A 22,766-nucleotide genomic window follows, 5' to 3' on the forward strand; every position below is an offset into this window, starting at 1 on the left:
ACGGGTTCCAAGTCAAGCCACGGCAGCGCCGCGGGCATGCAGAACCATTGTCTACCGAATGCCATGAACACTTCATCGTCCTCCTTGCTGGTCAAGCCGATCCACCTGGTGCCCGCCCGCCATCGCGCTACCTCGCCGCTGTCCGCGCTCCTGCGCAAGGAGCTGCGGGGCGACGTGCTGTTCGACCGGGCCGGCCGTGGCCGCTATGCCACCGACGCGTCGATCTACCAGATCATGCCGATCGGCGTGGTGGTCCCGCGCGACCAGGCCGACCTGCGGCGCGCCCTCGACATCGCCCGCGACCAGCGCGTGCCGGTGCTGGCGCGCGGCGCGGGCACCAGCCAGTGCGGCCAGACCGTGGGCGAAGCCCTGGTCATCGACAACAGCAAGTGGCTCAACAACATCATCGACTTCGACGCCGTGGCGCGCACGGTGACCGTGGAACCGGGCATCGTGCTCGACCACCTCAATGCCTGGCTCAGGCCGCACGGGCTGTGGTTCCCGGTCGACGTCTCCACCGGGGCGCAATGCACCATCGGCGGCATGGCCGGCAACAACTCGTGCGGTTCGCGCTCGATTGCCTACGGCAACATGGTGCATAACGTGCTGGCCATCGACGCGGTGCTGGCCGACGGCAGCGAATGCCACTTCGGCTCGCTGGCGCAGCCGGTCGCGGCAGGGCGCGCGCAAGGCATCCTGCGCGGACTGGAGCGCATCGCCCGGCGCGAGCGCGACGAGATTGCGGAACGCATGCCCAAGGTGCTGCGCCGCGTGGCCGGCTACAACATCGACCTGTTCGACTGCCAGAACCCGCTTGCCTATACGGACGACGGCCATGCCAACCTGTCGCATATCCTGGTCGGTTCGGAAGGCACGCTGGCCTGCAGCCGCCAGCTCACGCTGAAGCTGTCGCCGCTGCCGGCGTACAAGGTGCTGGGCGTGGTGAACTTCCCCACGTTCTACCAGGCGATGGACATGACGCAGCACATCGTCAAGCTGCGTCCGGTGGCGGTGGAGCTGGTCGACCGCACCATGATCGATCTGTCGAGGGAGAACCCGGCATTCCGCCCCGTGGTCGAGCGCGCGCTGGCCGGCGATCCGCAGGCCATCCTGCTGGTGGAGTTTGCCGGCGAGGACCGGCAGGCGCTGCTGGCGCAGCTCGACCGGCTTGCCGAGCTGATGGGGGATCTTGGCCTGCCGGGTTCGGTGGTCAAGATGGCCGAAGAGAAGGCACAGAAGGCCCTGTGGGATGTGCGCAAGGCCGGCCTGAACATCATGATGAGCATGAAGGGCGACGGCAAGCCGGTATCGTTCATCGAGGACTGCGCGGTGCCGCTGGAGCACCTGGCCGAGTACACCCGCCGGCTGACCGAGGTCTTCCACAAGCATGAAACCGAGGGCACCTGGTACGCCCACGCCAGCGTCGGCACGCTGCACGTGCGCCCGATCCTGGATATGCGCCGCGACGGCGCGTTGCGTATGCGCGAGATCGCCGAGGAGGCCGCCGAGCTGGTGCGCGAGTACAAGGGTGCCTACTCCGGCGAACACGGCGACGGCCTGTGCCGCGGGGAATGGGTGGCCTGGCAGTACGGCCCGCGCATCAACGCGGCGTTCAGCGAGATCAAGGCGCTGTTCGACCCCGACAACCGCTTCAACCCGGACAAGATCGTGCGCCCGCCGAAGATGGACGCGCGCGAGCACTTCCGCTTTGCCCCCGGCTACGCGGCGCTGCCGCTGACGCCCGCGCTGGACTGGTCGGCGTGGAACGTGCGGCGGGACCCGATGACCGGCGCCGAGACCGCGCCCGGCACCGGCACCGACACGGCCACGCACGGCCTGGCATCGGCCGTGGAGATGTGCAACAACAACGGCCACTGCCGCAAGTTCGACGCCGGCACCATGTGCCCTAGCTATCGCGTGACCAAGGACGAGCAGCACGTGACGCGCGGCCGTGCCAACACGCTGCGGCTGGCGGTGTCCGGCCAGCTCGGCCCGGACGGGCTGGCCAGCCCGGAGGTGAAGGAAGCGCTGGACCTGTGCGTCTCGTGCAAGGGCTGCAAGCGCGACTGCCCGACCGGTGTCGACATGGCGAAGTTCAAGATCGAGGCCCGCCATGCCTGGGCCACGCGGCACGGCATCAGCCTGCGCGAGCGCATGGTGGCGTTCATGCCGCGCTATGCGCCGCTTGCCGCGCGCGTGCCAGGCCTGCTGGCGCTGGCCGACAGCGTGCCAGGGGTCTCGGGCTGGATCAAGCGGGCGCTGGGGTTTGCCCCGCAGCGGTCGCTGCCGCGCTTCGGCAAGCCCTTCCTGGCGGGGCGCCGCAACGCAGTGGGCAAAGCCGGCAGCCGGGAAGTCCTGCTCTTCGTCGACACCTTCAGCAACTACATGGAACCCGACAACGCGCGCGCCGCGCAGGCCGTGCTGGAAGCCGCCGGCTATACGGTGCACTTCAACGTCCGTGAAGGCGAACGCCCGCTGTGCTGTGGCCGTACTTTCCTGGCGGCAGGCCTGGTCGACCAGGCGAAGCAAGAGGCGCGGCGCATGCTGGACGCGTTCCGCCCCTTCGTCGAGCGCGGCGTGCCGGTGGTCGGCCTGGAGCCGTCGTGCCTGCTGTCGTTGCGGGATGAGTTCTTGAGTTACGGCTATGGCGAGGAGGCCAGGCGGCTTGCCAGCCTGTCGTTCCTGTTCGAGGAGTTCCTGGTGCGGGAGCAGGGCGCGGGCCGGCTGAACCTGCCGCTGCAGCCGCTGCAGGCATCCGAGGCCGTCGTGCACGGCCACTGCCACCAGAAGGCGTTCGATGCGTTCACGCCGGTGCAGACCGTGCTCGGGTGGATTCCGGGGCTGAAGGTAGTGCCCGTGGAGTCATCCTGCTGCGGCATGGCCGGCAGCTTTGGCTACGAGGCGGAGCACTTCGAAGCGTCGAAGGCGATGGCGGAGTTGTCGCTGCTGCCGGCGGTGCGCAAACGCGCGTCCGGCGCCATCGTGGTCGCGGACGGCACCAGTTGCCGACACCAGATCCTGGACGGCGCCGACGCCGAGGCGCTGCACGTGGCCCGGGTGCTGGCGATGGCCCTCGAGGGAGGCCGCCATGTCTGAGCCCCTGCAGGACCGGACGCGGCTGCGGCCGCCGGCTCCGGCCAGGATCGGCGACCGCGTGGAAGACGTGGGCTCGCCGGCCTTGCTGGTCGACCTCGATGCCTTCGACCACAACCTCGCGCAGATGCAGGGCCTGGCCGATGCCGGCGGCATTGCCCTGCGCCCGCATGCCAAGGCGCACAAGTCCGTCGCGGTTGCGCAGCGGCAGATCGCCGCCGGCGCGGTCGGGATCTGCTGCCAGAAGCTTAGCGAGGCCTATCCGTTTGCTGCCGCCGGCATCGCGGACATCCACATCAGCAATGAGTTTGTCGGCGCGGACAAGCTGGCGATGGCGGTGGAGCTGGCCCGCCACGTGAAGCTGAGCCTCTGCGTCGATGACGTGCGGCAGGTGGCGGCGATAGCGTCCGCGGCCGAAGCCGGCGGGGTGCGCATGACCGTGCTGCCGGAGGTCGACGTGGGGCACGGGCGTTGCGGCGTCAACAGCACGGATGCGCTGGGCCGGCTGGCCGATGCCATCGGCGAGGCGCCGGCGCTGCGCTTCGGTGGACTGCAGGCGTATCACGGCGGCGCGCAGCACCTGCCGGCCTGGGTACAGCGCCGGCAGGCCGCGCAGCGTGCCGCGCAAGCGGTGGATGGCTATGTGCGGCATCTCGATGCACGGGGCATTTGCTGCCCGGTGATCACGGGCGGCGGCACCGGCACGGCGGAGTTCGACTGCCAGAGCGGGGTCTACACCGAAGTCCAGCCGGGCACTTATCTGTTCCTGGACGGCCACTATGGCGCCAGCGAATGGCTGGGACAATTCCAGCCGAAGCACAGCCTGTTCCTGTCGGCAACGGTCATGAGCACGGCGCGGCCCGGCGTGGTGGTCTGCGACGTCGGCCTGAAGTCGGTCGCGGTGGACTCCGGCCTGCCGCGCCTGTGGTCCAGGGACCGCAGCGGCTGGCTGCGCTATGTCGCGGCGAACGATGAGCACGGTGTCCTGGAAGTGCTGAACGGCGACAGCCAGGCATTGCTGGGGAACCAGCTTTTGCTGGTGCCCGGGCACTGCGATCCCACCGCGAACCTGCATGCACAGTTCGTGTGCTTTCGCGACGGGCATGTCGTCGGCCTGTGGGAGGTGGATGCGCGTGGCCTGAGCCGCTGACGCTGGGCTCTTCTTTCAAACCACCGGGCGCCGCCACCGCATCCCGGCGCTGTTCTCTCGGCTAATCATCGCCAGTCTGACGGGTACCCCACTTAAGTGGGGTGTCTGCGTCGCGATAATCAGCGTCCGCTACCCCCCACTTGCTATAAATTGTAAATACATATAAAACGGCCAGCCCTTGAAGCTTGCGCCGTCTGATAAGTGCATTTTCTGGCACAGCTGTTGGCGACGCCGTTCAGCTGCTGCCGCCCATATCCGGGGAAATCATCTTGCGCCAGACGCTTGCTCGCGTGCTGCGCCCGCTGGGACGCCTAGGGTCGCGCACCATCACGGCGGGCACCCTGCTGCTTGGCGTGCTGACGACGGCCTTCGTCTATGCGTTCTGCACCGATTTGCTGGAGCGGGATGCCCGCCTGCGTTTTGAGAACGATACGGGCGACGTCATCCAGCAGATCGATACCCGCATCCGGCTCTATACCGATGTACTGGTGACCATGCAGGCGCTGTTCGGCGCCAGCGACCATGTCTCGCGGGGCGAGTTTCGCGATTTCGTCAGCGGGCTGAATTTGCCGCAGCGCTATCCCGGCTTCCAGACACTGAACTACGCGCCATACGTGCCGGCGTCCGAGATCGACGCCTTCGTCGCCCGGCAGCGCAGCGATCCGATCCTGCGCGAGGCCGGCGTGACGTTCAACGTCCACCCCCCCGGCCGGCGGCCCGGCCACTTTGTGCTGACCTATGTCGAGCCGCTCGACATCAACCTGGCGTCAATCGGCATCGACATGGGCGCCGAGCCACGCCGCCTGGCCGCGCTCGAACGCGCGCGCGATACCGGGCAGTCGGTCAGCAGCGGCCGCCTGATCTTCAGCGAGGCCAGGAACCCGCATGTGGGCATCGCGCTGCGCCTGCCGGTGTACCGCAAGGGGCCGGAACTGGACTCGGTGGAAGCGCGCCGGCGCGCCTATGTCGGATCGGTTGGCGCGGGGATCCGGGTGGACGACCTGCTGAAAGACCTGGTCAGCAACGAGAATCTGCGCCGGATCCGGTTCCGCGTCTATGACGCCGGAGACTTCGCGGAGCCGGCGGCTCCCCTCTCCGCCACCAACCTGCTCTATGACAGCGTGACCGGCCTGGCGGCCCGGGAGCGCAACCGGGGCACAGGGGGCAGCGCCGTCCGCGCCGGTGCCGCGCAAGCGGCGACGCCGCTGGCGGACGGCCAGGCGGTCCCGGGCGCGGGCCAGCATGACCTGGCCAAGAGCGAGGTGCGGGATTTCGGCGGACGGCGCTGGGTGATCGCATTTGCCGCCGATGCCAGTGCCTTCAGTGGTCCCCAGCGCTACCTGCCCGTGCTGGTGGCGATTTCCGGCCTGATCATCAGCGTGCTGCTGGGCTGGCTGGCCTATGCGTTGTCGAGTTCGCGGGCGCGCGCCGTCGCCGTGGCCGACCAGATGACGCACAGCCTGCGCGACAGCCAGGCCGCGCTCGCCGAGGCGCAGCAGATTGCCCACCTGGGTGACTGGCGCATCGACCTGGGCAAGGACGTCGCGCACTTTTCCCGGGAAATGGCGCACCTGCTAGGCTGGCGCGCCGACCAGGCGACGCCGGAAGTGTTGTTCCAGGCGATCGACACCGGCCATCGCGCCGTGCTGCAGGAAAGGATGCGGGCAGCCCTGCAGGATCGCCAGCCATTCGAGTTCGAGTGCCCCTACCGGTCGCGCCGCGGACGCCGGGGCTGGCTGCACCTGATCGGCCACGCGCACGGGGCGCCGGACAGCGCCGTGCTGCGGGGAACCGCGCAGGACATCAGCCAGCGCAAGTCCGCCGAGCAGGCCAGGGCGCAGGAACACCAGATTGCCCTGCATCTTGCCACTGCCACCAGCGAAGTCGAGGTGCTGGAGGATATTGTCCACACGCTGCTCGAAGGCATGGACTGGGAGGCCGGTGCCTTCTGGCCGAGCGGCGACAGCGAGGGACTGAAGCTGCCGCAGGTCTACCTGGCGCGCGTCAAGGCGCTGGAGCCCTGGCTCGCCGAACGCCCCGCATGGCCGGCCGGCGCCGCGGTCCTGCAGGCGCCGCAATGGTATGCAAACCGCAACGCGATGGCCCGGCACGCGCAAGCCACGTGGCTCGACGCGGGCGGCATCCGGACGCTGTTCGCCTTCCCGCTGAGCCGGGGGCACGTGACGCTCGGCGTGGTCGAACTCTATTCGCGCGGCAAGCGCAGCGCCGATACGCACGCGCTTGCGATGGCGGGCGGCATTGCCAATCAGACCGGGCATTTCCTGCTGAGGCGCCAGGCCGAGGAAAACCTGCGCTTTATCGCCAATCACGATGCCCTTACCGGCCTGCCGAACCGCCTCATGTTCAAGGCCGAGTTCGAGAAGGCGCTGACCCGCGCCCGCGCCGGCAATCACCCCCTGCACGTCATTTTCGTGGACCTGGACGAATTCAAGGTCGTGAACGACACCATCGGCCACAACGCTGGCGACACCGTGCTGCGCGAGATGGCCGACCGCTTGCGCGAGAGCCTGGACGGCGTGGAACTGATCACCCGCTTCGGCGGCGATGAATTCGTCGTGCTGGTGGACCCCAGGGGCGACGCGGCCATCCTGGACCAGACCATCGCCAGGATCCAGGCTGCGCTCGCGCAAGGCTTCGTCGTCAACAAAGCGGAACTGCGCATGACGGCAAGCATCGGCATCAGTTCCTTCCCCGAGGATGGCAACGACTGGCAGACCCTGCTCAAGCATGCCGACCTGGCCATGTACGGGGCCAAGCAGCTCGGCAAGAACGGTTACCAGTTCTACTACCAGGGCATGAGCACGACCCTGCAGCGGCGCATCGACATGGAATCGCACCTGCACCGCGCGCTCGAGCAGAACGAATTCATCCTCTACTACCAGCCGCGCATTGCGCTTGCGTCGGGCGCGTGCACGGCGGTCGAGGCACTCATCCGCTGGCGCCACCCGGAACTCGGCATGGTCATGCCCGGGGATTTCATTCCTTTCGCGGAGCAGAGCGGCGCCATTGTCGAGATCGGTGCCTGGGCCTTGCGCGAAGCGTGCCGCCAGAATGCCGCATGGCGCGCCCAGGGACTGCCGCCGGTGCGTGTTTCGGTCAATCTTTCGGCGCGTCAGTTCGCCGACAAGTCGCTCAGGCTGACCATCATCGACGCACTGCGGCAAGCGGGCCTGCCGGGCAACCTGCTGGAGCTGGAACTGACCGAGAGCATGGTCATGCGCGATGCCGAACAGGCTTCCCGCTGGCTCTCGCACCTGAAGCGCACGGGCGTGCGGCTGGCGATCGACGACTTCGGCACCGGCTACTCCTCGCTCGCCTACCTGAGCCGCTTCCCGATCGATACGGTCAAGATCGACAAGAGTTTCGTCCGTTACATCCCGGAAAGCCGCAGCGACACGCAGATCACCAGTGCGGTGATCGGGCTCGGCCACCGGCTTGGGCTGGAAGTGGTCGCCGAAGGCGTTGAGAACGAGGCGCAGCTCGAGTTCCTGCGCCGCGAAGGCTGCGACGAAGTGCAGGGCTACTACTTCAGCCACCCGCTGCCGCCGGCGCAGATCACGGCCTTTCTGGCCAGCCACATCGAGAACGGCCCCGCTTTCGAACGCGGGCCGCAACCGATGCGCGCCTGACCGCTGTCGGTCCGGCGCGCATTTATGCAGTCCAACATCAAGCAGTCCAATCATGGGAGCGAAATCATGCAGGACCGTACCGTTGAAACCATGTGGCAGGCCATCGACGCCCTCGATTTTTCCAGGATGAGGGCCAAGCTGCTGCACCAGAAGCATGCGCACTGGACACCGGAATCGCTGGAACAGGCTGAAAGCGGCTACCGGCAGTTCCTCAAGCTGGCGGCCAGGTATCCCGATACGCCAGCGGTGCCCAGCGAGCAGGTGGATGCCTTCTGGCATGCCCATATCCTGGATACCAGGCGCTACGCCGGGGATTGCGAGCGCATCTTCGGCTATGTCCTTCACCACGACCCCTACGTCGGCATCGACGGCCCGGACGATGAGGCCCGCCTGCTGGAGATGGCAGCGGCGAGCGATGCGCTGAGCACGCGCGAGTTCGGCACCCCGCTGACCTCTGCCGCATATTGTGCCCGGGCGGCAGCCGATGAACCTGCTTACTGCGCACGCGAGGCCAAGTCGGCCGAACCCGCGTATTGCGCGCGTGAGGCCAAGGCGAAGGAACCCGCGTACTGCGCACGCGAGGCAAAGGCGGCCGAACCCGCATATTGCGCACGCATGGCCAGGGCGGAGGAACCCGCGTACTGCGCGCGCCTGGCCAAAGCCGCTGAACCCGCATACTGCGCGCGCGTAGCCGCGGCCCACTGAAGGCCTTGTCTCTCCGGCCGGCCGGATACCACTACCGCGGACTGCCGCGGCTCGGCAGCGGCCCACTTGCATCCCGAAGGCTGCAGGCAGGCCGCGGCCAGTAGCCGGCCACTGTCAGCCCGCCCATTTCGCCTGCGTCGGCACTCTCGATTGCGGCGCGATGCACAGGTTCTGCATCGCGTGCGCAATCAGGCCACGCGCCGCCCAGGCATCAGCCCGCCATATTCCTTCCCCAGGAACTCCGCCGTGTGCTCCAGCAGATAGGCGCGGCAGCTTTCGCCGGCCGGCGACAGCCGCTTGCTGGACATATGCGCGATATGCCAGATGCGCTCGATCGGCGTGCCGGTCACGTCCAGCAGCGCGATCTCGCCGATGCGCAGCTCCAGCGACAGCGTGTGCAATGACAGCAGGCTGATGCCCATGCCAGCCATCACCGCCTGCTTGATGGTCTCGTTGCTGCCCAGCGTGATCACCTTGGCCGGCGTGAACAGGTGGTCGCGGAACATGTACTCCGCCACGGTGCGGGTGCCGGAGCCCGGCTCGCGCAGCAGGAAGGTCTCGTGACGCAGTTCCTGCAGGTCGAACCCCTTTGCATCGTGCAGGGGGTGCCGCGGCGAGGCCACCAGCACGTGCGGATGCGCGGCGATGGGTTCCGACACGGCATCCAGCTCGCGCGGCGGGCGGCCCATCAGCGCGAGGTCGATGGCGTTGTCCTGCAGCAGTTGCAGCAGCGTCTCGCGGTTGCCTTCGGCGATGCGCAGGTCAATGCCCGGGTGCAGCGCGGTAAAGCCGGCGAGCAGCTTGGGCGCGAAGTACTTGGCCGTGCTGATCAGCCCGATCGTGATCGAACCCTGCTCGACGTCCTTGACCGCCTGCAGGCCTTCCTCGGCGTCCTTGACCTCGCCGAGGATGCGCGACGCGTGGTGCAGCAGGCGGTCGCCGGGCTCGGTCAGCGTGAGCTGCCCCTTGATCCGCTCGAACAGCGCCAGCCCGACCACGGATTCGAGCTGCTTGACCTGCATCGAGACCGCTGGCTGGGTCAGGTGCAGTTCCTCGGCCGCGCGCACGAAGCTGGCGTGCCTGGCCACCGTGACGAAGATCTGCAGCTGGCGAAGGGTCAGGGCGCGCAGGAACGACATGGGCAGTGGGGGCGGCTTTTGGATGCTTTCCGTGATGTGCAGCCTGGACCGCACTTAAGGGATTGCTTATACGGTGACTAAGAATATCTGAATTTACCTTATGTTGGTGGGCTTATATCTTTGCATCAACGCAGCCACGACGCTCAACCACGCAAGGAGACAAGCATGAACGCACCTGATCCGGTCCAAGCCAAGCCGCGCAAGCGCTATGACGCCGGCGTCATGAAGTACAAGGAGATGGGGTACTGGGACGCGGACTACGAGCCCAGGGACACCGACCTGCTGGCGCTGTTCCGCATCACGCCGCAGGACGGCGTGGATCCGGTCGAGGCCGCCGCCGCGGTGGCCGGCGAATCGTCCACCGCCACCTGGACGGTGGTGTGGACCGACCGCCTGACCGCCTGCGACATGTACCGCGCCAAGGCTTACCGGGTCGATCCGGTGCCCAACAACCCCGAGCAGTTCTTCTGCTACGTGGCCTATGACCTGTCGCTGTTCGAGGAAGGCTCGATCGCCAACCTGACCGCGTCGATCATCGGCAATGTCTTCAGCTTCAAGCCGATCAAGGCCGCGCGCCTGGAAGACATGCGCTTCCCGGTGGCCTATGTGAAGACCTTCGCCGGCCCGTCCACCGGCATCATCGTCGAGCGCGAGCGCCTGGACAAGTTCGGCCGCCCGCTGCTGGGCGCCACCACCAAGCCCAAGCTGGGCCTGTCGGGCCGCAACTATGGCCGCGTGGTGTACGAGGGCCTGAAGGGCGGGCTGGACTTCATGAAGGACGACGAGAACATCAACTCGCAGCCCTTCATGCACTGGCGCGACCGCTTCCTGTTCGTGATGGACGCGGTCAACAAGGCCTCGGCCGCCACCGGCGAGGTCAAGGGCAGCTACCTGAACGTGACCGCCGGCACCATGGAAGAGATGTACCGGCGCGCCGAGTTTGCCAAGTCGCTGGGCTCGGTCATCATCATGGTCGACCTGATCGTCGGCTGGACCTGCATCCAGTCGATGAGCAACTGGTGCCGCCAGAACGACATGATCCTGCACCTGCACCGCGCGGGCCATGGCACCTACACCCGGCAGAAGAACCACGGCGTGTCGTTCCGCGTGATTGCCAAATGGCTGCGGCTGGCGGGCGTTGACCACATGCACACCGGCACCGCGGTGGGCAAGCTGGAGGGCGATCCGCTGACCGTGCAGGGCTACTACAACGTCTGCCGCGACGCCTACACCCATACCGACCTGACCCGCGGGCTGTTCTTCGACCAGGACTGGGCCTCGCTGCGCAAGGTGATGCCGGTGGCCTCGGGCGGCATCCACGCCGGCCAGATGCACCAGTTGATCCACCTCTTTGGCGACGACGTGGTGCTGCAGTTCGGCGGCGGCACCATCGGCCACCCGCAAGGGATCCAGGCGGGCGCCACGGCCAACCGCGTGGCGCTGGAAGCGATGGTGCTGGCGCGCAACGAAGGCCGCGACATCCTCAACGAAGGGCCGGAAATCCTGCGCGAGGCCGCGCGCTGGTGCGGACCGCTGCGGGCTGCGCTCGATACCTGGGGCGACATCAGCTTCAACTACACGCCGACCGATACCTCGGACTTCGTGCCCACCGCGTCGGTGGCCTGAGCCTGAAAAGCACGCCACTACAGCGAACCCAAAGAACGAGAGGACATCATGCGTATTACTCAAGGCACTTTCTCCTTCCTGCCCGACCTCACCGATGCACAGATCACCAGCCAGCTCGAGTACTGCCTGGACAAGGGCTGGGCGGTCGGCATCGAGTACACCGACGACCCGCATCCGCGCAATACCTACTGGGAGATGTTCGGCCTGCCGATGTTCGACCTGCGCGATGCCGCCGGCATCCTGCTGGAAATCAACAGCGCGCGCAGCACCTTCCCCAACCACTACATCCGCGTCACGGCGTTCGATTCCACCCATACGGTGGAGTCGGTGGTGATGTCGTTCATCGTGAACCGGCCCGACGACGAGCCCGGCTTCCGCCTGGTGCGCCAGGAAGAACCGGGTCGCACCATGCGCTACTCGATCGAGAGCTACGCCGTGCAGGCGCGCCCGGAGGGTAGCCGCTACTGAGCGGCACCGGCTGAACCGCCGCGCGGCGCTGCCACGCCGCTGCGCCGGCGGTTTCCTGACTATGCAATCCCACGGCCGCGCTGCCGCAAGGCTGCGCGCCGGGGCGAGCTGCGCCTCGAATCTTTCGCGCCGAATCAATCTCACGGAGCCTGCCATGTCCGCACCCGAAACGACCGCACCGCTGCAGCCGCCGGCGGCGCAGGCCGCATCGCTGCCCGCATCCCCGGCCAGATCGCTGGCCGAATCGCTGGCCAGCTCGGGCATCACTGATCTGCTGGCCCAGCTTGACCGCGAGCTGATCGGACTGAAGCCGGTGAAGGCGCGTATCCGCGATATCGCCGCCTTGCTGCTGGTGGACAAGCTGCGCGCCGCGCGCGGCTTCAGCGCCGGCGCGCCCAGCCTGCACATGTGCTTCACCGGCAATCCCGGCACCGGCAAGACCACCGTGGCCATGCGCATGGCGCAGATCCTGCACCAGCTTGGCTACGTGCGCCGCGGCCACCTGGTGGCGGTGACCCGCGACGACCTGGTCGGCCAGTACATCGGCCATACCGCGCCCAAGACCAAGGAGATCCTGAAGAAGGCCATGGGCGGGGTGCTCTTCATCGACGAGGCCTACTACCTCTACCGCCCGGAGAACGAGCGCGACTACGGCCAGGAGGCCATCGAGATCCTGCTGCAGGTGATGGAGAACAACCGCGATGACCTGGTGGTGATCCTGGCCGGCTACAAGGACCGCATGGACCGCTTCTTCGAGTCCAACCCGGGCATGTCCTCGCGCGTTGCGCACCACATCGATTTCCCTGACTACCAGCTCGACGAGCTGCGCCAGATCGCCGACCTGATGCTGGCCGAGATGCAATACCGCTTCGACGACCAGAGCCGGGCCGTGTTTGCCGACTACCTGGCCCGGCGCATGCAGCAGCCGCATTTCGCCAATGCCCGCAGCGTGCGCAATGCGCTGGACCGCGCGCGGCTGCGCCATGCCTCGCGCCTGCTGGACGATGCCGGCACGGTGGTCGACGACCGTGCCCTGACCACCATCACGGCGGGCGACCTGCTCGCCAGCCGGGTGTTTTCGAAAGCCGCGCCGGCCGAGGCCAAGGAGTAAGCCATGCAAGCCCTGATCTTCGATGTCGACGGCACCCTCGCCGATACCGAAAGCGCCCACCTGCAAGCCTTCAATGCCGCCTTCGCCGAGGTCGGCCTGGACTGGTACTGGGACGCGCCGCTCTACACGCGCCTGCTCAAGGTGGCCGGCGGCAAGGAGCGCCTGATGCATTACTGGTGCATGGTCGACCCGGAAGAGGCCCGCGGCTGCAAGGTGAAGGAAACCATCGACGCCGTGCACGCCATCAAGACCCGCCACTACGCCGAGCGCGTGGGGGCGGGCGGCCTGCCGCTGCGCCCGGGCATTGCCCGCCTGATCGCCGAGGCCGGCGAGGCCGGCATTCCGCTGGCGATTGCCACCACCACCACGCCGGCCAACCTCGACGCGCTGCTGCAGGCGCCGCTTGGCGCGGACTGGCGCCGGCGCTTTGCCGCCATCGGCGACGCCGGCACCACCGCGATCAAGAAGCCGGCACCCGATGTGTACCTCGCCGTGCTGGCGCAGCTTGGCCTGGAGGCCGGCGCTTGCCTGGCCATCGAGGACTCGGCGAACGGCTTGCGCGCCGCCAGGGCGGCCGGCATTCCCACCGTGGTCACGCCTACCGCCTTCAGCGGGCAGGACTCCTTCGAGGGCGCGCTGCTGGTGCTGCCGCATCTTGGCGATCCCGCCGAACCCATGCCCCGGCACGTGCCCGGCGCGGCGCACCGCTGGGCCGACCTTGCCGCGTTGCGCGCCTGGCACCACGGCATCCTGACCGAGGCGACCTGACATGCATGCGACCGAACCCAACACCGGCCATGGCAGCCAGCGCGGCATCCGCCTGGCGCCATCCATCCTGTCGGCGGATTTCGCGCGCCTGGGCGAGGAGGTGCGCGCGATCGAGGCCGGCGGCGCGGACCTGGTGCACTTCGATGTAATGGACAACCACTATGTGCCCAACCTGACCATCGGCCCGCTGGTGTGCGAGGCGATCCGGCCGCTGGTCTCCATCCCTATCGACGTGCACCTGATGGTGGAGCCGGTCGATGCGCTGATCCCGCTGTTCGCCAGGGCCGGCGCCAGCCTTATCAGTTTCCATCCGGAAGCGAGCCGGCATGTGGACCGCACCATCGGGCTGATCCGCGACCACGGCTGCAAGGCCGGCCTGGTGCTCAACCCCGCTACACCGCTGGGCTGGCTGGACCATACGCTGGACCAGCTCGACCTGGTGCTGCTGATGAGCGTGAACCCGGGCTTCGGCGGCCAGGCCTTCATTCCGGGCGTGCTGGACAAGGTGCGTCAGGCGCGCGCGCGCATCGACCGGCAGGTGGATGCCGGCGGGCGGCCGGTCTGGCTGGAGATCGACGGCGGCGTCAAGGCCGACAACATTGCCGAAATTGCCCGCGCGGGCGCCGACACCTTCGTCGCCGGCAGCGCCGTGTTCGGCGCGCCGGATGCCGATGGCGGCTACTCGAGCATCCTGCGCCGCCTGCGCGAGGCCGCCACCATCACGCAGGCCGTCCGCACGGCACTACACAAGAACACATAGCCAATCCAGAGGAGACCTGTCATGCCTGAAGTCCAGAGGATGACCCTGACGCAGTTCCTGATCGAGGAACGCCGCCGCTATCCGGAAGCCAGCGGCGGCTTCAACGGCCTGATTCTCAACGTTGCCATGGCCTGCAAGGAAATCGCGCGCGCGGTGGCCTTCGGTGCGCTGGGCGGCCTGCACGGCCGTGCCGGTAGCGAGGATGGCAACAGCGCGGCCATCAACGTGCAAGGCGAAATCCAGCAGAAGCTGGATGTGCTGAGCAACACCACCTTCCTGCGGGTCAACGAGTGGGGCGGGTACCTGGCCGGCATGGCGTCGGAGGAGATGGAGGCGCCTTACCAGATCCCGGAACACTACCCGCGCGGCAAGTACCTGCTGGTGTTCGATCCGCTCGACGGCTCATCCAACATCGACGTCAACGTCTCGGTGGGCAGCATCTTCTCGGTGCTGCGCGCCCCCGAAGGCGCCAGTGCCGTCACCGAGCAGGACTTCCTGCAGCCCGGAACCGCCCAGGTGGCGGCCGGCTACGCGCTCTACGGCCCCACCACCATGCTGGTGCTGACCGTCGGCAACGGCGTCAACGGCTTCACGCTCGATCCCAACCTGGGGGAATTCTTCCTGACGCACCCCAACCTGCGGGTGCCGGCCGATACCCAGGAATTTGCCATCAACGCGTCGAACAGCCGCTTCTGGGAAGCACCCATCCAGCGCTACATCGGCGAGTGCATGGCCGGCAAGAGCGGGCCGCGCGGCAAGGATTTCAACATGCGCTGGATCGCGTCGATGGTGGCCGAGGCGCACCGCATCCTGATGCGCGGCGGTGTCTTCATGTACCCGCGCGACACCAGGGATCCCGCCAGGCCGGGACGCCTGCGCCTGCTGTACGAGGCCAACCCGATCGCCTTCCTGATGGAGCAGGCCGGCGGGCGCGCCAGCACGGGCCGGCAGGCGCTGATGTCGGTGGCGCCGGGCGCGCTGCACCAGCGCATCGGCGTGGTCTTCGGCTCGCGCCATGAGGTGGAACGGATCGAGGGCTACCACACCAGCCAGACCGATCCCGATCTTCCGAGTCCCCTGTTCAACGAGCGCAGCCTGTTCCGCGCGTCCGCCTGAGGTGCCTGGCCATGTCAGAACGTTATCCCATTATCGCCATCACCGGCTCCTCGGGCGCCGGTACCACGTCGGTGACCCGTACCTTCGAGAATATCTTCCGCCGCGAAGGCGTGAAGTCGGTGGTGATCGAAGGCGACAGCTTCCACCGCTACGACCGCGCCGAGATGAAGGTCAAGATGGCCGAGGCCGAGCGCACCGGCAATATGAACTTCAGCCACTTCGGCGAGGAGAACAACCTGTTCGGCGAGCTGGAGAACCTGTTCCGCTCTTATGCGGAATCCGGCGAGGGCATGCACCGGCACTACCTGCACAGCCCGGAAGAGGCGGCGCCGTTCGGGCAGGAGCCCGGCACCTTCACCCAGTGGGAGCCGTTGCCCGCCGATACCGACCTGCTGTTCTACGAGGGTTTGCACGGCGGCGTGGTCACCGACGCGGTCAATGTCGCCCAGTATCCCAACCTGCTGATCGGGGTGGTGCCCGTCATCAACCTGGAATGGATCCAGAAGCTGTGGCGCGACAAGAAGCAGCGCGGCTACTCGACCGAGGCCGTGACCGACACCATCCTGCGCCGCATGCCGGACTACGTGAACTACATCTGCCCGCAGTTCTCGCGCACGCATGTGAACTTCCAGCGGGTGCCGTGCGTGGATACGTCCAACCCCTTTATCTCGCGCGAAATCCCCGCGCCCGATGAAAGCATGGTGGTGATCCGCTTTGCCAACCCGAAGGGGATCGACTTCCAGTACCTGCTGAGCATGATCCACGACTCCTTCATGTCGCGCGCCAACACCATCGTGGTGCCCGGCGGCAAGATGGAACTGGCCATGCAGCTGATTTTCACGCCCTTCGTGCTGCGCATGATGGAGCGGCGCAAGCGCGCCGCGCTGTAAGGAGCCGAGATGAACGCACCAGAACGCATCGACCGCGCAGCGCGTTGTGCCAACGCGCTGCGCTTCCTGGCCGCCGACGCAGTGGAACTGGCCCGCTCCGGCCACCCCGGAGCACCCATGGGCATGGCCGAGATGGCCGAGGTCGTGTGGCGGCGCCACCTGCGCCACAACCCGGCCAACCCGGCCTGGCCCGACCGTGACCGCTTCGTGCTGTCCAACGGCCATGCCTCCATGCTGCAGTACGCGCTGCTGCATCTCACCGGCTATGACCTGCCGATGTCGCAGCTGCGCCAGTTCCGCCAGCTGCACGCGGTCACGCCGGGGCATCCGGAAGTCGACGTGACGCCGGGCGTGGAAACCACCACCGGGCCGCTGGGCCAGGGCCTGGCCAATGCCGTCGGCATGGCGCTGGCGGAGAAGCTGCTCGCCGCCACCTTCAACCGCCCCGGCTTCGACATTGTCGACCACCACACCTATGTGTTTCTTGGCGACGGCTGCCTGATGGAGGGCCTCAGCCACGAGGCCGGCTCGCTTGCCGGCACGCTCGGGCTGGGCAAGCTGATCTGCCTGTACGACGACAACGGCATCTCCATCGACGGCGACGTCGCCGGCTGGTTTGCCGACGACACCCCGCAGCGCTTTGCCGCCTACGGCTGGCATGTGATCGCCGGCGTCGACGGGCACGATGCGCAGGCCCTGGACGCCGCGCTGCATGCGGCGAAAGCCGAGCGCGACCGGCCCACGCTGATCTGCTGCCGCACCGTGATCGGCCAGGGCGCGCCGGCCAAGGCCGGTGGGCACGACGTGCACGGCGCCCCGCTCGGCGCGGCGGAAATCGCGGCCATGCGCGCGGCGCTGGGCTGGGAGGCTGAGCCCTTTACGGTGCCGGTGGACGTGGCCGACGCCTGGGACGCGCGGGCGCAAGGAGCCGCGCGCGAGGCCGATTGGGAAGCGCGCTTCGCCGGCTATCGCGCGGCGCATCCCGAGCTGGCTAAGGAGTTCCTGCGCCGTGTCAATGGCCGCTTGCCGGAAGGCTTCGACGCGGAACTGATGGCGTTGCTGGATGCGCCTTCGCCGCTGCAAGGCAAGATCGCCACACGCAAGGCTTCGCAGCTCTGCCTGGAGGCGCTCACGCCCGCCTTGCCCGAATTGCTGGGCGGCTCGGCCGACCTCACCGGCTCGAACCTGACCAACGTGAAGGCTTCGGTCTGGGTCAACCATGAAGGGCACGGCAACTACGTCAGCTACGGCGTGCGCGAGTTCGGCATGGCCGCGGCGATGAACGGCATTGCCTTGCACGGGGGGCTGATTCCCTACGGCGGCACCTTCATGACCTTCTCCGACTACTCGCGCAATGCCATCCGCATGGCGGCGCTGATGCGCCTGCGCGTGGTGCACGTGCTGACGCATGATTCCATCGGCCTGGGCGAGGATGGCCCGACGCACCAGCCGATCGAGCACGCCGCCAGCCTGCGGCTGATCCCCAACAACCGGGTCTGGCGCCCGTGCGACGGGGCCGAAACCGCCTGTGCGTGGCAGGCCGCGCTGCTGCGCGAGCACGGCCCCACCTGCCTGGTGCTGTCGCGGCAGGCGCTCACGCCGTTCGAGCGCGACGCGGCCCAGCGCGCCGGTATCGCACGCGGCGGCTATGTGCTGCGCGATGCGGCGGCGCCGCGCGTGCTGCTGGTGGCGACGGGCTCTGAAGTGGAGATCGCCGTGCGCGCCGCGCAGGAGCTGGCCGATGCAGGCATCGCCGCGCGCGTGGTGTCCATGCCCTGCGTGGAACTGTTCTACGCGCAGGACGCGGCATACCGGGACACCGTACTGCCGCCGGGCGTGCCGCGCGTCAGCATCGAGGCCGGCGCCACCTGGTACTGGCGCGGCGTGGTGGGCGAAGAGGGCATGGCGCTGGGCCTGGACACCTTCGGCGAATCCGCACCGGCCGAGGCGCTGTACCAGCACTTCGGCCTGACCCCGGCGCACGTCGCGGCCGCCGCGCGCGCACTGGTGGAGGGCAAGTGATGGCTACCGTATCCCTGCCGTGCGCCGCGGTGCTGATCGACCTGGACGGCACGCTGGTCGACAGCGCGCCCGACATCGTCGAGGCCGCCAACCGCATGCTGGCCGACCTCGGCAACCCGCCGCTGCCATTCGGCACAGTGGCCGGCTTCATCGGCCGCGGCGTGCCCAACCTGGTGCGGCGGGTGCTCGAGACCGCCGGGCTCGCGCCGTGGGTCGGCGTGGCAGACGCCGAGGCGATGTTCCACCGCCACTATGCAGAGACCAACGGCCGCCTCGGGTCAGTGTTCCCGGGCGTTGAGGCTGGCCTGGCCGCGCTCAGGCGGGAGGGCTACCGGCTTGCCTGCGTGACCAACAAGCCGCGCGCGCTGGCGGTGCCGCTGCTGGCGCTGACCGGATTGTCGCAGTACCTGGAAGTGCTGGTGGCCGGCGATTCGATCACACAGATGAAACCGGACCCCGAGCCGCTGCGCCATGCCTGCCGCCTGCTCGACGTCGATCCGGCGCATGGCGTGCTGGTGGGGGATTCGCCGGTGGACGTGGCGGCGGCGCGCGCGGCCGCGATGCCGGTCTGCCTGGTGCGCTACGGCTACGCCGGCCCCGGCGGGCCCGCGGCGCTGGGCGCCGATGCGCTGGTCGATTCGATGGAGGCATTGCCGGCGCTGCTGACGCCGGCGCGGCTGGCACCGGCCGCCTGATATCCGGCAGGCCGGCAAAGATACCAAGACAAGCAAACGGAGACATCATGACCATCAAGGTTGCCATCAACGGCTACGGACGCATCGGCCGCAATGTGCTGCGCGCCCACTATGAAGGCGGCAAGCGCCACGACCTCGAGATCGTTGCCATCAACGACCTCGGCAACGCCGCCACCAATGCCCACCTGACCCAGTACGACACCGTCCACGGGCGCTTCCCGGGCGAGGTCTCGGTCGACGGCGATGCCTTGCGCGTCAACGGGGACCGGATCCGCGTGCTGGCCCGGCGCAACCCGGCCGAGCTGCCTTGGGGGGAACTGGGCGTGGACGTGGTGATGGAGTGCACGGGGCTCTTCACCAGCAAGGAAAAGGCCTCGGCCCACCTGAAGGGCGGTGCGAAGAAGGTGATCATCTCCGCCCCCGGCGGCAAGGACGTGGACGCCACCATCGTCTATGGCGTCAACCACGGCGTGCTGAAGGCGGCCGACACGGTGATCTCCAACGCCTCGTGCACCACCAACTGCCTGGCGCCGCTGGTCAAGCCGCTGCACGAGAAGCTGGGCCTGGTGAACGGCCTGATGACCACGGTGCATTCCTATACCAACGACCAGGTGCTGACCGACGTCTACCACGAGGACCTGCGCCGGGCGCGCTCGGCCACCATGTCGATGATCCCGACCAGGACCGGCGCCGCCGCCGCGGTCGGTCTGGTGATGCCTGAGCTGGACGGCCGGCTGGACGGCTTTGCCGTGCGCGTGCCGACCATCAATGTGTCGCTGGTCGACCTGTCCTTCGTGGCGGCGCGGCCGACCACCGTGGAGGAGGTGAACGGCATCCTGAAGGCCGCCGCCGAAGGCGAGCTCAAGGGCATCCTCGACTACAACACCGCGCCGCTGGTCTCGGTGGACTTCAACCACAACCCGGCCTCGTCCACCTTCGACGCCACCCTGACCAGGGTCAACGGCACGCTGGTCAAGGTGTCGGCCTGGTATGACAACGAATGGGGCTTCTCCAACCGCATGCTGGATACCGCGGTGGCGCTGGCCCACGCACGCTAGCAGGTTGCCATGATGAGCCTATCCCATGCCTCGGACCCGCACACGAATCCCTCGGCGCCGCACACGCTGGCCGCACTGCTCGCCGCTGGCGGGCTGGCCGGCAAGCGTGTCTTTATCCGCGCCGACCTCAACGTCCCGCAGGATGCCGCGGGCGATATCACCGACGACACCCGCATCCGCGCTTCCGTGCCTGCCATCGCGGCCTGCCTGCAGGCGGGCGCTGCGGTGATGGTCACCTCGCACCTGGGCCGGCCGCAGGAGGGGGCGCCCGACCCGCGCCACAGCCTGGCCCCGGTGGGCCGCCGCCTGTCGGAACTGCTGGGCCGCCAGGTGCCGCTGTTGTCCGGCTGGACCGACGGCGGCTTCCAGGTGCCGCCGGGGCAGGTGGTGCTGCTGGAAAACTGCCGCATGAACACGGGCGAGAAGAAGAACAGCGACGAACTGGCGCAGAAGATGGCCGCGCTGTGCGATATCTACGTCAACGATGCCTTTGGCACCGCGCACCGCGCCGAAGCCACCACCCATGGCATCGCCAGATACGCCCCGATCGCTTGCGCCGGCCCGCTGCTGGCCGCCGAGATCGATGCGCTGGGCAAGGCGCTGGGCCAGCCCGCGCGCCCGCTGGTGGCGATCGTGGCCGGCTCCAAGGTCTCGACCAAGCTGACCATCCTGAAGTCGCTGGCCGACAAGGTCGACCACCTGATCGTCGGCGGCGGCATCGCCAATACCTTCATGCTGGCCGCCGGCCTGAAGATCGGCAAGTCGCTGGCCGAAGCCGACCTGGTCGGCGATGCCAGGGCCATCATCGACATCATGGCCGCCCGCGGCGCCTCGGTGCCGATCCCGGTCGACGTGGTGTGCGCCAGGGAATTCAGCGCCAACGCCGCGGCCACGGTCAAGGACGTCAGGGAAGTGGCCGACGACGACATGATCCTGGACATCGGGCCCAGGACCGCCGCCATGCTGGCCGGGCAGCTCAAGGCCGCCGGCACCATTGTCTGGAACGGCCCGGTGGGCGTGTTCGAATTCGACCAGTTCGGCAACGGCACCAGGGTGCTGGCCCAGGCCATCGCCGACTCGAAGGCATTCTCGATCGCCGGCGGCGGCGACACGCTGGCCGCGATCGCCAAGTACGGCATTGCCGACCGCGTGGGCTACATCTCCACCGGCGGCGGCGCGTTCCTGGAATTCCTGGAGGGCAAGACGCTGCCCGCGCTGGCTGTGCTGGCGCAGCGCGCGGCCACCTGAACCCGACCTCACCGTTTCTGCATCAAGTAAAGGAGCTTCACCATGGCACTCATTTCCTTGCGCCAGCTTTTGGACCACGCGGGAGAGTTCGGCTACGGCGTGCCGGCTTTCAACGTCAACAACCTGGAACAGATCCACGCCATCATGGAAGCGGCCGAGGAAACCGACAGCCCGGTCATCCTGCAGGCCTCGGCGGGGGCCCGCAAGTACGCCGGCGAGGCCTACCTGCGGCATATGGTGCTGGCCGCGGCCGAGACCCATCCGGACATCCCCATCGTGCTGCACCAGGATCACGGTTCCAGCCCGGCGATCTGCCAGGCCTCGATCCGCTCCGGCTTCACCAGCGTGATGATGGACGGTTCGCTGCGCGAAGACATGAAGACCCCGGCCGACTACGACTACAACGTCGACGTCACCCGGCGCGTGTGCGAACTGGCGCACGCGGTCGGCGTGTCGGTGGAGGGCGAACTGGGCTGCCTGGGCTCGCTCGAAACCGGCCAGGCCGGCGAAGAGGATGGCGTGGGCGCGGCGGGCACGCTGTCGCACGACATGATGCTGACCGACCCGGCCCAGGCGCGCGATTTCGTGGCCCGTACCGGCGTCGATGCGCTGGCCATTGCCATCGGCACCAGCCACGGCGCCTACAAGTTCTCGCGCAAGCCCACCGGCGACATCCTGGCGATGGACCGCATCCGCGAGATCCACGAGCAGATTCCCGACACCCACCTGGTGATGCACGGGTCCAGCTCGGTGCCGCAGGAATGGCTGGAGATCATCCGCCAGTACGGCGGCGACATCAAGGAGACCTACGGCGTGCCGGTCGAGGAGATCCTGCGCGGCATCAGGATGGGGGTGCGCAAGGTGAATATCGATACCGATATCCGCCTGGCCATGACCGGGGCCATCCGCAAGTCCTTGGCCGAGGACCGCAGCGAGTTCGATCCGCGCAAGGCGCTGCTGGCGGCCAAGCAGGGGGCGAGGAGCGTGGTCAAGCTGCGCTTCGAGGCCTTCGGCTGCGCCGGGCAGGCCGCGCGGATCAAGCCGGTGCCGCTGGAGCGGATGGCCCAGCGCTACCGCTAGCTGGCGAAGTGCATGGCCCGACCTTGCGGCGCCGGCGCGGCTGAGCCCGCACCAGGATTGGGATTGCCTCGGGCACCCGCGCCCGCATTCGCACCAGAGCCGTGCAGGTCCTCCGGCGCAAGTGGCGCGGAAGACAGGCATGGCGTCGTGGCCCGCCCAGGCATGGGAGTTGCGTAGGTGCTTGCCA

At 68.0% G+C, this 22,766-nt stretch carries 17 protein-coding genes; 16 read left to right on the plus strand and 1 reads right to left on the minus strand.

The window, feature by feature from the left end; translation table 11 throughout:
- Nucleotides 1–63: 63 nt before the first annotated feature.
- The 4 genes from ACZ5MJ_RS30110 to ACZ5MJ_RS30125 all read left to right on the plus strand — a co-directional run bounded on the left by ACZ5MJ_RS30110 (nucleotide 64) and on the right by ACZ5MJ_RS30125 (nucleotide 8,598).
- Complete coding sequence (locus tag ACZ5MJ_RS30110; protein ID WP_464224667.1) at nucleotides 64–3,096, plus strand: FAD-binding and (Fe-S)-binding domain-containing protein; 3,033 nt, start codon at nucleotides 64–66, stop codon at nucleotides 3,094–3,096.
- Nucleotides 3,089–4,243: a DSD1 family PLP-dependent enzyme gene (locus ACZ5MJ_RS30115; RefSeq protein ID WP_464224669.1), complete on the plus strand. Its 1,155-nt coding sequence runs from the start codon at nucleotides 3,089–3,091 to the stop codon at nucleotides 4,241–4,243. Before ACZ5MJ_RS30110 ends, ACZ5MJ_RS30115 begins: the two co-directional genes overlap by 8 nt.
- Nucleotides 4,244–4,512: 269 nt before the next feature.
- Entirely contained in the window at nucleotides 4,513–7,893 is a 3,381-nt protein-coding gene (locus ACZ5MJ_RS30120; protein ID WP_464224670.1) for a bifunctional diguanylate cyclase/phosphodiesterase, read from the plus strand.
- 66 nt (nucleotides 7,894–7,959) lie between these two features.
- Nucleotides 7,960–8,598 carry a glycine-rich domain-containing protein gene (locus ACZ5MJ_RS30125; RefSeq protein ID WP_464224671.1) on the plus strand — a complete coding sequence of 213 codons (639 nt, stop codon included), beginning with the start codon at nucleotides 7,960–7,962 and terminating at the stop codon, nucleotides 8,596–8,598.
- Between the two features lie 188 nt (nucleotides 8,599–8,786).
- Here ACZ5MJ_RS30125 and ACZ5MJ_RS30130 read toward each other — a convergent pair whose 3' ends face one another.
- On the minus strand, nucleotides 8,787–9,737 hold the full coding sequence (locus ACZ5MJ_RS30130; protein WP_464224673.1) for a LysR substrate-binding domain-containing protein: 951 nt from the start codon (nucleotides 9,735–9,737) through the stop codon (nucleotides 8,787–8,789).
- 165 nt (nucleotides 9,738–9,902) lie between these two features.
- On the opposite strand from ACZ5MJ_RS30130, the gene ACZ5MJ_RS30135 reads away from it, so the two are divergent.
- The 12 genes from ACZ5MJ_RS30135 to fba all read left to right on the plus strand — a co-directional run bounded on the left by ACZ5MJ_RS30135 (nucleotide 9,903) and on the right by fba (nucleotide 22,579).
- Nucleotides 9,903–11,363, plus strand: a complete 1,461-nt coding sequence (locus ACZ5MJ_RS30135) for a form I ribulose bisphosphate carboxylase large subunit (RefSeq protein ID WP_464224674.1) — start codon at nucleotides 9,903–9,905, stop codon at nucleotides 11,361–11,363.
- A 48-nt stretch (nucleotides 11,364–11,411) separates the two neighbouring features.
- Complete coding sequence (locus ACZ5MJ_RS30140; protein ID WP_464224676.1) at nucleotides 11,412–11,831, plus strand: ribulose bisphosphate carboxylase small subunit; 420 nt, start codon at nucleotides 11,412–11,414, stop codon at nucleotides 11,829–11,831.
- Nucleotides 11,832–11,985: 154 nt separating this feature from the next.
- Nucleotides 11,986–12,942, plus strand: a complete 957-nt coding sequence (cbbX, locus tag ACZ5MJ_RS30145) for a CbbX protein (RefSeq protein ID WP_464224677.1) — start codon at nucleotides 11,986–11,988, stop codon at nucleotides 12,940–12,942.
- A gap of 3 nt (nucleotides 12,943–12,945) precedes the next feature.
- The gene (locus tag ACZ5MJ_RS30150) at nucleotides 12,946–13,710 is read left to right on the plus strand and encodes an HAD family hydrolase (RefSeq protein ID WP_464224679.1); all 765 of its coding nucleotides are present in this window, start codon (nucleotides 12,946–12,948) and stop codon (nucleotides 13,708–13,710) included.
- 1 nt (nucleotide 13,711) lies between these two features.
- On the plus strand, nucleotides 13,712–14,470 hold the full coding sequence (gene rpe / locus ACZ5MJ_RS30155) for a ribulose-phosphate 3-epimerase (protein WP_464224680.1): 759 nt from the start codon (nucleotides 13,712–13,714) through the stop codon (nucleotides 14,468–14,470).
- Nucleotides 14,471–14,491: 21 nt separating this feature from the next.
- Nucleotides 14,492–15,586: a class 1 fructose-bisphosphatase gene (locus tag ACZ5MJ_RS30160; protein WP_464224681.1), complete on the plus strand. Its 1,095-nt coding sequence runs from the start codon at nucleotides 14,492–14,494 to the stop codon at nucleotides 15,584–15,586.
- An 11-nt stretch (nucleotides 15,587–15,597) separates the two neighbouring features.
- Nucleotides 15,598–16,476, plus strand: coding sequence for a phosphoribulokinase (locus tag ACZ5MJ_RS30165; RefSeq protein WP_464224682.1), 879 nt, complete (start codon nucleotides 15,598–15,600; stop codon nucleotides 16,474–16,476).
- Between the two features lie 9 nt (nucleotides 16,477–16,485).
- Complete coding sequence (gene tkt, locus ACZ5MJ_RS30170; protein WP_464224683.1) at nucleotides 16,486–18,498, plus strand: transketolase; 2,013 nt, start codon at nucleotides 16,486–16,488, stop codon at nucleotides 18,496–18,498.
- On the plus strand, nucleotides 18,498–19,193 hold the full coding sequence (gene gph / locus ACZ5MJ_RS30175; RefSeq protein ID WP_464224684.1) for a phosphoglycolate phosphatase: 696 nt from the start codon (nucleotides 18,498–18,500) through the stop codon (nucleotides 19,191–19,193). The genes tkt and gph overlap by 1 nt, the downstream gene beginning before the upstream one ends.
- Nucleotides 19,194–19,240: 47 nt before the next feature.
- Entirely contained in the window at nucleotides 19,241–20,251 is a 1,011-nt protein-coding gene (gene gap / locus ACZ5MJ_RS30180) for a type I glyceraldehyde-3-phosphate dehydrogenase (RefSeq protein ID WP_464224685.1), read from the plus strand.
- Between the two features lie 9 nt (nucleotides 20,252–20,260).
- Nucleotides 20,261–21,499, plus strand: coding sequence for a phosphoglycerate kinase (locus tag ACZ5MJ_RS30185; protein ID WP_464224686.1), 1,239 nt, complete (start codon nucleotides 20,261–20,263; stop codon nucleotides 21,497–21,499).
- A gap of 42 nt (nucleotides 21,500–21,541) precedes the next feature.
- Complete coding sequence (gene fba / locus ACZ5MJ_RS30190) at nucleotides 21,542–22,579, plus strand: class II fructose-bisphosphate aldolase (RefSeq protein ID WP_464224687.1); 1,038 nt, start codon at nucleotides 21,542–21,544, stop codon at nucleotides 22,577–22,579.
- Nucleotides 22,580–22,766 lie beyond the last annotated feature (187 nt).

This window comes from Cupriavidus sp. LA-1 (genome assembly GCF_055385985.1).